The sequence below is a fragment of the Pseudomonas sp. FSL W5-0203 genome (assembly GCF_001896155.1).
GTDB classification, from domain to species: Bacteria; Pseudomonadota; Gammaproteobacteria; order Pseudomonadales; family Pseudomonadaceae; genus Aquipseudomonas; species Aquipseudomonas paracarnis.
In genome coordinates, this window is the sequence record NZ_MPOR01000001.1 from 387,445 (window position 1) to 401,638 (window position 14,194).

The 14,194-nt window shown below is 59.4% G+C and carries 14 protein-coding genes and 1 pseudogene; 1 reads left to right on the top strand and 14 read right to left on the bottom strand.

The window, feature by feature from the left end:
* Positions 1-28: 28 nt before the first annotated feature.
* From trpD to trpC, 14 genes and pseudogenes are all read right to left on the bottom strand, one after another.
* Complete coding sequence (trpD, locus tag BOP96_RS01900) at positions 29-1,060, bottom strand: anthranilate phosphoribosyltransferase (protein WP_060765349.1); 1,032 nt, start codon at positions 1,058-1,060, stop codon at positions 29-31.
* A gap of 100 nt (positions 1,061-1,160) precedes the next feature.
* On the bottom strand, positions 1,161-1,763 hold the full coding sequence (locus BOP96_RS01905; protein ID WP_060765350.1) for a phosphoribosylanthranilate isomerase: 603 nt from the start codon (positions 1,761-1,763) through the stop codon (positions 1,161-1,163).
* Positions 1,750-2,550: a tryptophan synthase subunit alpha gene (gene trpA, locus BOP96_RS01910; RefSeq protein WP_060766610.1), complete on the bottom strand. Its 801-nt coding sequence runs from the start codon at positions 2,548-2,550 to the stop codon at positions 1,750-1,752. Before trpA ends, BOP96_RS01905 begins: the two co-directional genes overlap by 14 nt.
* Positions 2,537-3,757 (bottom strand): tryptophan synthase subunit beta, encoded by a 1,221-nt coding sequence (trpB, locus tag BOP96_RS30365; RefSeq protein ID WP_060766956.1) that lies wholly within the window; start codon positions 3,755-3,757, stop codon positions 2,537-2,539. The genes trpA and trpB overlap by 14 nt, the downstream gene beginning before the upstream one ends.
* Before the next feature lie 108 nt (positions 3,758-3,865).
* Positions 3,866-4,423: pseudogene (locus BOP96_RS30370) on the bottom strand (phenylalanine--tRNA ligase beta subunit-related protein); the annotation flags it as partial.
* Positions 4,420-4,836 (bottom strand): DUF6917 domain-containing protein, encoded by a 417-nt coding sequence (locus BOP96_RS01925; RefSeq protein ID WP_060765488.1) that lies wholly within the window; start codon positions 4,834-4,836, stop codon positions 4,420-4,422. The pseudogene BOP96_RS30370 and the gene BOP96_RS01925, both read right to left, overlap by 4 nt.
* Positions 4,833-5,750, bottom strand: coding sequence for a Gfo/Idh/MocA family protein (locus tag BOP96_RS01930; protein ID WP_060765489.1), 918 nt, complete (start codon positions 5,748-5,750; stop codon positions 4,833-4,835). Before BOP96_RS01930 ends, BOP96_RS01925 begins: the two co-directional genes overlap by 4 nt.
* The gene (locus tag BOP96_RS01935; RefSeq protein ID WP_060766611.1) at positions 5,747-6,832 is read right to left on the bottom strand and encodes an Ldh family oxidoreductase; all 1,086 of its coding nucleotides are present in this window, start codon (positions 6,830-6,832) and stop codon (positions 5,747-5,749) included. The genes BOP96_RS01930 and BOP96_RS01935 overlap by 4 nt, the downstream gene beginning before the upstream one ends.
* 10 nt (positions 6,833-6,842) lie before the next feature.
* Entirely contained in the window at positions 6,843-8,117 is a 1,275-nt protein-coding gene (locus tag BOP96_RS01940; protein WP_073451712.1) for a M20 family metallopeptidase, read from the bottom strand.
* A complete protein-coding gene (locus BOP96_RS01945) occupies positions 8,101-8,970 on the bottom strand; it encodes a sugar phosphate isomerase/epimerase family protein (RefSeq protein WP_060765283.1) in 870 nt (289 codons plus the stop codon). Before BOP96_RS01945 ends, BOP96_RS01940 begins: the two co-directional genes overlap by 17 nt.
* Positions 8,954-10,069 (bottom strand): DegT/DnrJ/EryC1/StrS family aminotransferase, encoded by a 1,116-nt coding sequence (locus BOP96_RS01950; protein WP_060766612.1) that lies wholly within the window; start codon positions 10,067-10,069, stop codon positions 8,954-8,956. Before BOP96_RS01950 ends, BOP96_RS01945 begins: the two co-directional genes overlap by 17 nt.
* Positions 10,066-11,199: a DegT/DnrJ/EryC1/StrS family aminotransferase gene (locus tag BOP96_RS01955; RefSeq protein ID WP_073451714.1), complete on the bottom strand. Its 1,134-nt coding sequence runs from the start codon at positions 11,197-11,199 to the stop codon at positions 10,066-10,068. Before BOP96_RS01955 ends, BOP96_RS01950 begins: the two co-directional genes overlap by 4 nt.
* 10 nt (positions 11,200-11,209) lie before the next feature.
* Positions 11,210-12,259, bottom strand: a complete 1,050-nt coding sequence (locus tag BOP96_RS01960; protein ID WP_073451716.1) for a Gfo/Idh/MocA family oxidoreductase — start codon at positions 12,257-12,259, stop codon at positions 11,210-11,212.
* Between the two features lie 5 nt (positions 12,260-12,264).
* Positions 12,265-13,053, bottom strand: coding sequence for an indole-3-glycerol phosphate synthase TrpC (gene trpC, locus BOP96_RS01965; RefSeq protein ID WP_060766614.1), 789 nt, complete (start codon positions 13,051-13,053; stop codon positions 12,265-12,267).
* 389 nt (positions 13,054-13,442) lie between these two features.
* Between trpC and BOP96_RS01970 the strand changes: the two genes are divergently transcribed.
* Positions 13,443-14,156, top strand: a complete 714-nt coding sequence (locus tag BOP96_RS01970; protein ID WP_060765279.1) for an autoinducer binding domain-containing protein — start codon at positions 13,443-13,445, stop codon at positions 14,154-14,156.
* Positions 14,157-14,194 lie beyond the last annotated feature (38 nt).

Below are 14,194 nucleotides of genomic sequence, written 5' to 3' on the forward strand. Positions count from 1 at the left end.
CGTTCTTTCCTTGAAGTAGTCACTTCGTTCAGCGCAAAAAGCTTTGTGTGTAAGCCACTAGGGATTGGTATTTGCCCAGGGCTTTACCCGTCTTGATTGTTTGTGCGGCCAGCGGTACCCCTTCGGCCAGGGTCTCGACCTTGCCCGCCAGGTAAAGCGCAGCCGCGCTATTGAGCAGGACGATGTCCCGGGGTGGACCGGCTTCGTTATTCAGCACGGCCATAAACATGGCCTTGGCGTGTTCGGGGCTGCGTACCCGGATAGCGTCTAGTGACGCAGTGTCGAGGCCCACCTCATGGGGATGCAGGGTGTACTCACGGATCTCGCCCCCACGCAGCTCTGCGACGAATGTGGTTCCCGAGAGTGAGATTTCGTCCAGTCCCTCTTCACCGTGAACCACCAGTGCGCGCTCGCTGCCCAACGCTCTCAGGGTGTGAGCCATCACGGGGACCAGTTCCCGGCTGAATACACCCACCAGTTGGATTTTTGCGCCCGCCGGATTCGTCAATGGCCCCATCGCGTTAAACACCGTGCGAACCGCAAGTTCTCTGCGCACCTTGTTAAGTCCCGGCAAAGCAGGACGGTGCAAAGGGGTAAACATAAACCCCATGCCCACTTGCTCAAGACACAACGCTATTTGCGGGGGGGTCAGTGCCAGGTTGATGCCAACGGCCTCCAATAAGTCGGCGCTGCCGCAACTTGAGCTAACACTGCGGTTGCCGTGTTTGGCCACATAACAGCCCGCCGCTGCCGCCACAAAACTGGCGGTGGTAGAGACATTGAAGGTCCCTTGTGAATCGCCGCCGGTTCCGCATAAATCAATCGGGGGCTGCGCACAATGGGCGTTCACCGGAATCAGAAACTCACGCACGACTTGAGTCGCAGAGGTCAATTCGGCGACGGTCAGGTTTTTGGTCGGCAACCTCACCAACAGTGCCGCCACTAGTGAATCAGGCAACTCCCCACGCATCATCGTTCTGAACGCCTGTTGCATTGTTGCCTGGCACACTGGTAACCCTTCAATAAGCCTGGATACAACTGACTGAACATTATCTGGCACTTTCTAATCCTCACACGCGTTAGCATTCGCGCAGCCGGGAGCCGCGTCATGTACTTGCAGACACCCGATACACTGTTGTTTTATCTAACTTTCTTGAACATTAAATCTGTTGAAAAGCCGCCCTCGCACTGGCGCAAAACTCATGAATCAACCGAGCTGACTTGATGCCCGGTTGTGCCTCGACGCCGGATGAAACATCAACCCCCAACGGTTTCAACTGTCGTATCAAGGCCCCCACGCTATTCACCGTCAGGCCGCCGGCAATCAGCGCATCGGGGTACGACACGCCCGGCGGCCAATCAAGGGCCACCCCGTCACCGGCTCCTGCATCCACCAGCGGTAGTATCGTTGGCTCCTGGCAACCAACGTGATAGCACGCAGGTTTGATCCGCCGGATCGTGCAACGGCCCAATTGCTCCCACTGCTGCCCTGACTCACTGCCGTGGAGTTGGACGTGATCCAGTGCCAGCACTTCGCTCAAACGCCGAACCTCATCCCAGGGTTGATCCATGAATACGCCAACCACCTGAGCGTCACCGGCAATACGCTCACGCAAAACCAATGCCTGGTGTTCCAGCAGTTGACGCTTTGAACCTGGCACCATCACCAGACCAATCATGTCCGCCCCCGCCTCCACGCATGCCTGTACATCCTCCAGGGAACGCACACCGCACACTTTGATCAGGCCCCTAGGCACCGGCATGATTACGCACTCGGTCCGTGAAACTCGCCAGGTAACGTTGAGCTTCGATGGGAGCCTGGTCGACGTCATACAGGCGACGGGCCAGGGCACTGCCGATAATCACGCCCTCCACCTGCTCCCACAGGTGCCGCGCCTGTTCCGGCGTGCCCACCCCGAAACCCACAGCCAGGGGGAGCGTGGAGTGCTGTCTCACCCTGGCGATAAACGCGGAAATATCCGCCATTTCGCTGCGTTCCCCGGTCGTGCCAAGTACCGAGACCAGGTATAAAAAGCCCTTGGCTTGCGCAGCAATACGCTGCAGCCGGGCATCGCTCAGGTTCGGGGTGACCATGAAAATCATATGGATGCCCGCCGGTTCCAGTTGCGCCCGCAATTCGTCGCTGGCCTCCACCGGCATGTCCGGGACAATCAACCCGCTGACACCCGCCGCCCTAGCCTGCGCCGCGAAGCGCGCATAACCATGGCTCATCAACAAATTGGTGTACGTCATTACCACGATCGGTGGCGTGTGGTCATCACGGGGCAAGTCGGCAATCTGCTGGAGAGCCAGAGTCAAGGTCATGCCATTTTCGATGGCGCGCTGGCTGGTGGCCTGGATCACAGGGCCATCGGCCACCGGGTCGGAAAACGGAATCCCCACCTCGACAATATCCGCCCCACCTTCCACTGCGGCCGCCATCAATCCAGGCAGAGAGTCACGCGCCGGGTAACCCACGGTGAGGTATGGCATCAGGGCTTTGCGCCCCTGCAGGGCCAGGCCTGCAAAACTTCGGTCAATGGGATTCATTGGCTTCACCCTCCTGGACAGTGTCGGCTACCAGCCGACTGATGGTTTCCATGTCTTTGTCACCACGACCACTGATGTTGATGATGATGCGGGCGCCAGCGGGAAGCCTCTTGGCCAGCTTGATTGCCCCGGCGACCGCGTGGGCACTTTCCAGGGCCGGAATAATGCCTTCGCAGCGTGACAACAGTTTCAGCGCATCAATCGCCTCTTCATCCGTCGCCTGCAGGTATTGCGCACGCCCGTTGTCCCGCAGTTGTGCATGCTCCGGACCGACCATGGCATAGTCCAGGCCCGGCGCGATGCTATGGGTTTCCATGATTTGCCCGTGTTCATCCTGCAACACGTAGGATTGGCAGCCCTGCAGGACTCCAAGGCGACTTTGTCCCGAATCGCCAAAACGAATCGAGTGCAAGCCTGAAGCCTCGCCTTGACCGGCGGCTTCAACACCGCACAGCTTGACCTGAGGCTCATCGATAAAGGCCGAAAACAAGCCGATCGCATTCGAGCCGCCACCGACACACGCAACGACGGCATCGGGCAACGCACCGTCCTCCAGGGCTGCAAATTGCTGCCGCGCTTCCTTGCCGATCACACTCTGGAAGTAACGCACGATCGCCGGATAAGGGTGCGGCCCCAAGGCTGACCCCAGCAGGTAGTAAGTGGTATCGGCATGTGCCACCCAATCCCGCAACGCGTCATTGATCGCATCCTTGAGAGTCTGGCTGCCCCCTTCGGCAGGCACCACCGTCGCGCCCATCAGGCGCATACGCTGAACGTTCAAGGCCTGGCGCTGCATATCCCGCAGGCCCATATAGATCACGCATTCGATGCCCAGCAACGCGCACGCGGCCGCCGTTGCGACCCCATGCTGGCCCGCGCCGGTTTCGGCCACCACCCGCCGTTTACCCATGGCCTGGGCGAGCAATGCCTGGCCCAGGGCATTGTTGATTTTGTGGGCGCCGGTGTGGGCCAGGTCCTCGCGCTTAAGGTAAGCCTTGACGCCAAGGTGCCGGGAGAAATTCTCCGCCAGGGTCAATGGGGTTTGTCGGCCGACGTAATGCTTGAGCAAAGCCTGGTAGCGTTGCTGGAACGACTCACTGGCGATGATTCGCTCGTAGCTTTCGTTCAGTTCAGCCACGGGCGGCGAAAGGGTTTCGGCGATAAAACTGCCGCCAAAGGAGTCATACCACGGCCCCTTGGCTGGCACCTCGGCGCTTGGCGGAGCGGTGTCGCCGCGTAGTTTCTGGTCCAAGAGGCTCAATGCCGAACGAACCTGCAGCGGGTTGACGCCTGGCATCAGGCAGCCCAATAACAGCAGGTCACAGCTGGCCCCACGGATCGCGGTATGCACCGTATCGCGAATGGAAAACAGCGACAGAATCTTCTCCCTGTCGCGCAGCACCAGGCGCCCACCGGGAATCGCCTCCCTGGATTCGCTGCCAACCGGCTCGAACCAGTCGCCTTCCACACTCACGTCAAGGCACAGCTCGCCGACAATCGACCTTGCGTCGAAGGCCCCCAACGAGGTCATCGTCGACACGGCTACCCAATTGACGGTGTCAACAATCGCGTTGATCCGTGGCAGCCGTGCATCAGGCCTGCAGAAGGCCCGGTAGATAAAATTGGCGACCGACGGTGGGCTCTTCCGAGGGTTGATCGCAACTTGCCGGTAGTACTCACAGAACGGCGCGACGGCGGGATGCAGCAATAGCTGATCCTTGTCCACCTCCGACCAGATAGCCCGACTCAACGACCAGTCCAGTACCTGGGCAGACGCCGGCGCCCCCCCTTTGTGCCAGACCGCCAGGACGCCCGCCCCCGGAAACGCATCACGTACGGCGGCGGTCACCGCCACCTCGAATATCTCTGTCATATCAGCTCCTTGAACTCGACATCGTTGCCCAGGACACACCCTTCAATATCGTTACCGGACAGCGACCTGTCCGTACCGATGAGGATGTTGTAGTGATTTGGAAAATGGCACTCGTCGAACCCCAATACGTGGCCGATACAGCGTCCATCGATGTAAAAGGCATCGCCTGCCTCTAACACACCCGCTTCGAGCACTTCGACAAAACCAATGAAGCCGACCCGATCGATGCGATCACCCGGTCGAGCATCGAGTTGATCGGTGGTAACCAGTTCATGCACCTCGGTGCGCCGCACACAGCGGGATTGAAACTCGATAAGGGTCATGCCGCGCGTCAGTTGCTTGTGGAACAGCAGCTTGATCAGGCGCGCCTTGATCGGGCCTTTGGACGGGGTGCCGCGGAGCTCGGAGTTCATGCCGGCGACCGCGTCATGGCATAGCAATCACGCACCAGCCGCACTGCCTCCACGCCCATCGTGCCGTCTTCGGCTAAGCCCTGGATCGAGCTCGCCAGGTGGGCCAGGACACCTTCATATTCGTGGTACAGCGACGTCTTGAAACCGGCCGAGTCCTGCAACAGATCGACCGTGGCGGTGGTTCCGTCGGCATAGGTGACGACCAAGTCTTTCTGCTCGCCAAGGGCGTAGTCCCAGCTCAGTTCAGCGCTGACAGCAAGCCCCTGGGGCGTGACCAGGGAAATGTTTGCCCCCAGGTCGATGCCTGTCTCTCCATGGCGAACCTGCAGGTTCACCACACGCAAGGGGCCCACGGCCACGTGCAGGGTATCGAACACATTCGGCCCGTTGTCTGCGATGCACCCGCCACCACACGCTGCCGCATTGAGGTACCAGGTGTCTTGCCCAGCATGGTCTTCGATGCGTTCGTGATAACGGGCGCGCACATGCACCGCCTGGGCAAACACATCGTGCTCCACCGCATTGATAAGGTAGGTGTTATAGCGTCGGTGAAAGGCGGTCAGCAGTGTCAGGTTCAACCGGCGGGCCATGTCGCGCAATTGCTCGGCCTGCTCCAGGTCAAGGGTCAATGGCTTTTCGCAGCAAACATGTTTACCCGCCTTGAGGGCGTCGATGCAGGCCTGGAAATGCAGGTTGTTCGGCAGGTTGATGACGACCGCGTCAACCAGTGGGTCTTCCAGCAACGAATGATAATCGCCGTAGGTGCGAACACTGGGAGAATCGACGTAAGCCTGCAACCGCGCGGGAGCCTTGTCGCAAACGGCGACGAGCCGGCAGGCCTGCTTGCGCTCGAATGCCTTGAGGTAATAGTGGGAAATGACGCCCATGCCGATAATGCCCACACCGATTGTCATGATGCAGCCCTCGCCAGCCGTGGAATTGCGCAGTGGTCCGCCACTTCGTCCAGCTGCGAAACCAAGTGGCTGTCCAACCGAATGCCATTTTTCAGGCGCTCGGCCCTTGTGACTGAGTCGGGTTGACCGGGGTAGCTCAGGGGAGCGTAGGCGGGGTGAACCGGGGCCCCGCTGATAGACCCCAGCAAGGCATCGAGACTGCCGGTGAAAGCGTTGCTGCTGCCAAAGAAGCCAGGGTTTATCGCCAGGAAAAAGTGCCCGATATTATTACGCCCGTCCTGCCCTTTATCGGCAGCCGTTTGCGCACCCGCCAGTGCCCCACAGAGGACTTCGACCATCAGCCCAAGCCCCAGCCCCTTGTGTCCGCCCTGCTCGGCAAATGCACCGCCCAACATGGGCAAGCTGGCTCTTTGGTCAAGGTAGTCCCGGGGGTTACCGGACGTTTCACCCTGGGCGTCGAACAACCAGCCCTGCGGGACGTTCTGCTCCAGCCGCACGGCCTGCTTGATCTTGCCACTGGCACACACAGTGGTGCTCATATCCAGCACGAAGGGCACGCTCCCCTTGGTGGGTGGTGCTGCGAAGCTGATGGGGTTGGTGCCCAGCAAGGGCGCGACACTGCCCAGCGGGTGAGCCACCGGTGCGTGCCCCAGGTTGGTCATGGCCATTGCGATCATTGCCTGGTCCAGGCCCATGCTTGCGTAAAAACCTGCCGCACCAAAATGCGAGCTGTTGCGCACCACAGTACAACCGATGCCAAAGTCCCGCGCCTTGTCCAACGCACGAGCCATGGCGACTTGCCCGGCGAGCAGGCCCAGCCCGCCTTGTGCGTCGAATGTGGCACAGGCGCCCTGGTCCGCGACCCAGGCACCCTCGGCACGCGGGTCGATTTCACCGCTTCGCGCCCCTGCCAGGTAAATATTGGCGAGGTTGGCCACACCGTGGGTGTCATGGCCATTGAGGTCGGCGTAATGCAGTACATCGGCTGCCCGCCGCGCTTGCGCAACATCGAACCTGGCCCCTCGGAAGGCTGCCACCATAAAAGCGTGCAGCGCGGGCGCTGTCACCTGATAGAAATCCATAGCGATATCCTTAATTCGGGGTGTGGGCAGTCGCCGTAGCGAACTGTGTGATCAAACGATGAACCGCGCGGGTGAATGATTCGAGGTCATCCAGGCGTACGTGTTCGAGCGCGGTATGCGCACCGTTGAGTGCCAGTGATCCCGGCCCCCAGACGATGCTGTAGGCGTCATCTGCCTGGGCCCACATCGCATCGCAGGTGAAGGCTTCGGCACTGCAAGTGTTGCGGTTGATGCCGGCGTTCATTAGGACGGTCTCCATGGCGGCATCGCGGTTGTTCAACACCGGCAAGTCACGCTTGAGCCAACTGGCCGAACACGTGGATAACAGGCGTTCGATGGTGAAGCTGAAGGGATGAAGCCCGGACAACGCCACCCGGCAACACTCCAGCGCAGCAGCGTAGGCCTGGTCGACCTGCTCGGCCACCTGGCGCCCTGCATCGGCACTGCGATAGCTGAAATTGAACAGGCAATGCCCGCTGCCGTAGACGCGGTTATGGTGCAAACCGGTATGGATTCCCGCCAGTGTCATCTTCACGTCCAGGGCCTTGACCGGTTCAGCCAGCGAGCGCGCCATCTCTTGCGCCATGAACGAGAGGATCAGCGACGCGTTGTCACCCCGCTCGGGAAAGTCGTCCGTCGAGTCGTTCCCATCCATGCGGATTTCATAGGTCATCGAGGTCGTGGAGGCATCGAAGTAACCGTCGCCCGACGGCTCGACAAACACGTTCAGCGCGCCAACAAGGCCCCGCTCACACAGATAGCGCGTGCCATATACCCCCATGGCACCACCCTCCTCGCCCGCCACGACCTGGATCAACAGGCGAATGTCCCGCAGGACCTGCGGATGGGTATGCTGCACCTCTTCAATCGCGGCCAGCACGGCCAGCCCTGGCCCCTTGTTATCCACCGCACCACGGCCATGTACACAACCTTCGCGTAGCAGTACCGGCAGATGGGGGGAAACGGTGTCCATGTGGAAATTGAACATCAGGGTTCGATGCTTCGGCCCGTGCCCAATCTCCAGCACCGTGTGAGGCTGCCAGTCGAGGAAACCCTCATGCTCGTGGCACAGGCGCTCGACCGTCCGGGGCGTGACGTAGTCGTCGTGGACACTCACTTCTCCCGGCCCGGCAAACACCACCCGCATGCCCAGGCTCGCGGCCCAATCGGCAAAGACGGCATTAGCGTGAGCAATCTGTGAGGCTTGATGGCTTTCCATCGGCGTTACCGTATCGATTTCCAGCAGCTGTACCAGGCGCTGCACATACCTATCCGTGAATAACATGGGCGTTCCCTTGCCGTGAGTTCAAAATGTGCTCGACGCGGCGAGCGTAAGCCACATAGGTAGCCTGCTTGCGCAGCGGGTTATCGTCGGACACCTGCAAATGCGGGATCAGGCTCAGGTGCGGCTCGATGGAAAACCAACCGCCATACCCGTTTCGCAGCAGGAAATCGATGCATTCGACAGCTCCCGCTTCACCTTCGCCCAGCTCCTGGTAGTGCACACCTTGACCACTGCCCAGGCCATCCTTGAGGTGGACATGCGCGACGTGAGGCCAGACTTCACGCAGGAAGTCGAGCGCCTGATAGCCGTAGCTCAGACCGTTACCCACATCAAACAGCAGCTTCAAGTGATCCGAGCCAACGGCATGGAGCATGTCCAAGGTGTGTTCGGCGCTGCGCCCGGCCCAGCCCGCGCAGTTTTCATGAACCAGCACCACATCGTGCCGTTGCGCGACCTCTGTCAGCCGGCATAACCGCTCGATCACCGCCGCGCGCCAACGAGCTTCCTCCCAGCCACTGTTGGGGTAAGACATGATACGAATCATCCGGGTACCCAGCGGCGCAGCGATCTCCAGCAACCGATCCAGCTCGGCGAGGTCGACGGCAAAGTCCCCGGCAATCCGGCTGCCCCAGTTACCGATTTGCGAGGCCAGCACGGGCACCGCCATGGCGTGTTGCTGCAGTTGGTCGACCACCGCCCTCCAGGCTTCATCCGCCAAGCGGGCAACCGGCACTGCGTCAATGCTGCGCAGTTCCAGGTGGTTCCAGCCCAGTGCACGGTGACATGCAATCTGATCGGCGATCGAACTTGCGCCTTCGTCGGCCACGCCGGTAAGGTCAAAGGGCTGATTCATGGGCGAACTCCAATACGCTGTCGACAACCCGTGCTACCTGGTGTTCGTCCATACCCGCGCACAACGGAATCGCCACACACTCGCCCGCCAGGGCTCGTGCCTGAGCGTACGCTGCCTTCGCGCCAGCCCACTGCTGGAAGGCAGGTTGCTCCGGCAGCAGGGTGCCAAAGTGGACCTTTGTCTGCACATTCGCCTGGTTCATGTGCCGCACAAACCGGTCGCGGGAACGACAGCGCACCACATAGGCATGGGGCGAAAAATCCGCTGTGCCACGACGCTGCGCCGTCAGGAAACCCGCCGACGGTGCAACAGCCGCATCGTAGCGAAGGGCAATGGCTTGCTTGCGCGCCAATTGCCGGTCGTTGTCGCACAACTGCCGGCTCAACCAGGCGGCGTTAAGGTCATCCATCCGGCTGTTGAACCCGAGCATCTGGTGATAGAAACGACGCGTACCGTCTTGGCCATGGTTGCGCAACATGCGCACCCGGCGAGCCACTTCATCATCCTCGGTAATCACTGCACCACCATCGCCCAAACCTCCCAAGGGCTTGGCTGGAAAAAACGAATAAACCCCTACGTCTCCCAGGGTGCCGGCCGGTTTGTTGTCATACCGCGCGCCGAACGCGGTGGCGCTATCTTCGAGAATCAGCACGCGGGCCGGCAACACCGCACGTATTGCGGCGATGTTGGCCAAGCCGGAAAAGACATGGGCCACCAGCACGGCCCGGGTACGCGGTGTAATCAGCCGCGCGACAGATTGCGGGGCCAGCGTGAAGCATTCGGGCAATACATCGGCAAACACCGGTGTGGCGCCCGCCTGGATGATTGCCGAGGCTGCAGCCACGTAACAGAACGCTGGCGTAATCACCTCGTCGCCAGGTCCGATGCCGGCCGCAATCAGCCCCAGCGTCATCGCCGAGGTACCCGAGCTGACACAGATGGCATGCCGGGCTCCGACCTTGTCGGCCAGGGCCCGTTCGAACGTGCTGACCGCGTCCTTGAGGATGAATTCTCCCCGCCCAACCTGATGCTCCATAATCTGCAAAATATCAGACCGGGCATCAGGATGACGGCGCCTGTAGTCGTAGTACTTGATCATAGGTCTGCTCCTTGCGCTGCGTAAAACTCACCGATGGCCTCGCATACCCGGCCGATGGCGGCCGGTGTCAGGTCCGGATAAAGCGGCAGGCCAAGGGCTCGGGTCGAGGCACGCTCTGCCACCGGCAAATCACCCGCCTGAAAGCCAAGGTGCTCACACACCGGTTGCAGGTGCAGTGGCAGCGGATAGTAGGCTTCCGTGCCGATGTGGCGTGCCGCAAGGAAGGCGGCCAGCGCATCGCGCAGCGGCACTTCGATCAGGTATACGTAGTCGACTGTGCGCTGAGGACAGTTGCGGACCAATGTCACCGGCCGTTGCACCCACTGTGTGAGGGGCTCAAGGTACTTATCGTATAGCGCACAGTGCACTGCCCGCCGGGCAATGTCGGGCTCCAGCTCCAGCATTCGTGCGCGTAGCCACAAGGCCTGCAAATCATCCATGCGGCTGTTGTACCCCAAGCGCTGGGCCAGTCCCGCCGCATCGCGCCCGTTGTCCATGATCTGCCTTGCCCGGCTGGCCAGCAACGGGTCACGGGTCAGGATCATGCCGGCGTCACCCAACGCTCCCAGGGTCTTGGTCGGGAAAAACGAAAGCACGCCAATGTCCCCGATCAACCCGGCATGCTCGCCGTCCCAGCGCATGCCAATGCCTTCTGCGCTGTCTTCGATCAGCAGCAACCGATGCCGTTGCGCGATGGCTTTCAACGCCTGCATATCAACCATTTGCCGGAAAAGATGGACGGGCATGATCGCCTTGGTTCGAGGCGTAATGCAGGCCTCGACGTGCGCACAATCCAGGCCGTAGCTGCCGGGCTCGATATCCACGAACACCGGCGTCGCCCCCACATGCAATACACAGGACAACGACGCGAAGAAGCTGTAGCAGGGCACGATCACTTCGTCGTCCGGGCCAATCCCCAGGGCCAGCAGACTGATGATCAGCGAGTCTGTCGCGTTACCGGTGGCGATCGCAAATGGCGCGCCGGTGTAGGCCTCGATCGCCTGTTCCAACAAGCGCACCTGTTTGTCATTCACCCAACTGGCCTGATCGACGAAAGCGTCCAGGCTCTCTTCAATTAGCGGCAAAGTGCTGGAAAACGATTGGTTCATGGCAAAAAATGGCACTGTCATGGGAGGCCTCCTAGGCTCTGAGTTCGTACGGTCGGTCAATTGAACCCACAGCCCGGGCAGCGGCGGCGTCGGCCAAATGGCGCGCCTGCTCCAGAAGCTCGACGACTCGCTGATTGAAGGCAATCGAGCTGCCAAGAGGCGGGAGTGGCGACTCGCCCCGCTCGCACGCCAGAAAATACCGGTAGTACGCCTCCAGACAGGTCGTAAGGGGCTCGTCCGCCAAAACCTGCCCGGCAATGCGCACGCCCGAGGGGGAGTAGGCCTCGAACTGCGAATAACTGTCGTCGGCGCTGACGGGCAAATAGCCCTGGCAAAACGCACCATCCTCCAATTCCATGGACAAGCGCCGCTCACGTGTGGGCGAGCTCAAGTCCGACGTCAATCGGACTCGTTCACCTTGTGGCCCCTCCAGGCACAGAGACCCGGACTTCATCGACGGCCGGGTTTCACCGTCCAGGTGCAATGGCTCGCTGTGCGCGTCGACGAGCTTGAGTTCGTCTCCCGCCAATAAGAGCGCCAGACTGACCTGATGAGGCATTTCAATATCAAATACGTGCTCTCCATGGCGCTGCAACGTGCGCGAAAAACGCGGCTTGTTATGCACGATCTGCAATTGCGCGAGGCCGCCACCGGACGCCTGGAGCCGCTGCGCCATGAGCTTGATCAGTGAGCTGTGCGCCCATACCGCAACTACCAGGATGTGTGCCTTGAAAGTACGCTGCAGGGCCAACAGTTCAGTGGCTTGTGCCTGGCTGATCACCATCGGCTTTTCGAGAATGATGTAGCGATACCCGGCGTGGAGTGCCTCCCGCACATGCTGCAAATGCAACGCGGGCGACGTGCATATATGCACCACCCCGACACCTTCGCGGATGCTGTCGGGTGGCAGCAGTTGCTCATGACTGGCCAGGTGCGCAGACGCTGGCGATGAAACCTGCGGGTCCACGGCATGCACCCGCTCGCACAACTCACTCAGAGTCGGCAACACCTGTAACTTGCGCAGGCATACGTGGTGCAAGTTCTTTCCGCAGTGCCCATAGCCCATTATTATCGAGTGCATCAGGGTCAATTGGGATCGCCTCCCGCGGTCAAAAAACGCAACTGCCGAGTTGGATCTTCAGCACCCAATAAATATTCACCCATCAGCGCCGCACGAAACCCGATAGTATTAATCCGATTAAAATCGGCAACTCCGGAGATACCACTTTCGGCTACCCCAATGACCTGACCAGGTAACAACTCAAACAATTCAGCGGTGCGATCAAAGTTGACCTTGAATGTATCCAGGTCACGGTTATTGATACCGACGATCCCTGCGCCGACACTCAAGGCCTGGTCTATATCAGCCTCATCAAATGTTTCCACCAATACGTCGAGCCCCAATTCCAGGGCCAGCGTATAGAGTCGCCGGAACGTTTCGGGCGAAAGGATCCGCACGATGATCAGAATCGCGTCAGCCCCCAGCGCGCGGGCCTCGTAGACCTGGAACTCATCGACAATAAAGTCTTTGTACATCACTGGCAGGTTCAAGCCCGGCGCATTCGCCAACAGCCCCACCACGTAGGGTGCGTTGCCGAAAAACCGACTATCGGCCAGCACCGAAAGCGCACTGGCACCGCCCGCCTGATAAGCATGGGCCAAGGCCAGAGGATCATAGTCGGCACGTAATACGCCCTTTGAAGGAGAGCGATACTTGGCTTCTGCAATAACCGCAACGCTTGAGGTCGCAATCGCTTGGGCAAACGCCCGCGGCGCCCTGGCATCAGCTATACGACGCTCTAGGGAACCCAGGGAGTGATGACTTTTCCTTTGGGCCGTTTCAACAGCCTTAAACGCAACGATCTCTTCAAGCATATAATTATCTCGCATGACAGTCATGGAACAAGCCACCCAACAAAAATTATTGGGTAAAGCCCCAAGAAGAGAAATCAAACCCGCCTTGTTATTCTCGACAACTAACTAGCCACTCTTTTCGCAGCAAATTAATTAAAAGGAAAAGCCAGCACCCCGTCTACCTACCTTGTTGGGTAGGCGCTTGAGCCTTTAAAAAACTGCAACCAAGATACAATTGACACCATGTCATTTAATATCCCACACGAATAACGAGCCATTTAATGCAGCACGAAAGCTCCAACTAACTGTCAGTTTTTAAACGTCAAAATATTGGGAGCTTTTTTACTTCCCATTTGAAATTCATCTAGGTATAAAACTCTCAGGGGAAACCAGTAGATAAAGGAATAACGATGCGCAACTGGTACAATGACCTGCTTGAATGGGCTGGGCAGGTCGAGTCTGAAAATGATTTTTTGTATAGGGCATGCAAGCTTGCACAGTCATTGGAGTTTGAATGGTGCAGCTATCACGTCCAACCGCCCCTCCCCATTTCCAAGCCTGTCATCGCCTTTGCAAGCAATTATCCAAAGGCATGGCAGCGACGCTATCGCGACATGGACTATGTGCAATTGGACCCGGTCGTCAAAAAGGCGCGGCTGACCCAACTGCCCTTTGTCTGGGAAAGTACACTGCTCGAACAGGAACCCTGCTTCTGGAAGGAAGCGGGTGACGCGGGCCTGAGGGTGGGCTGGACATGTTCCAGTATCAGCAGCAGCGGCACCTTCAGCATGTTGACGCTCGCCCGCAACGAAGAGCCGCTCACCATCAGCGAATTGAATGACAAAGAGCTGAAAATGCGCTGGCTGGCCGATGCCACTCACGTTGCACTGAGCCGCCTGTTCAAACCGCAGGAACTCGAGGAATCCTACTGGCGGTTGACCGCCCGGGAAATCGAGATCCTGCGCTGGACAGCCGACGGAAAAACCCAGTGCGAGATCTCACAAATTCTCTCGGTATCTTTCGACACCGTGAAGTTTCACAGTAAAAATGCTATCGCCAAGCTGGGCACTACCAATAAAACCGCAGCCGTGGTGAGAGCGACCGTTCTGGGCGTGCTGGGCTAATGAGCCTGCTATCCTCTCATCAGGCCGCATGGCGCTCA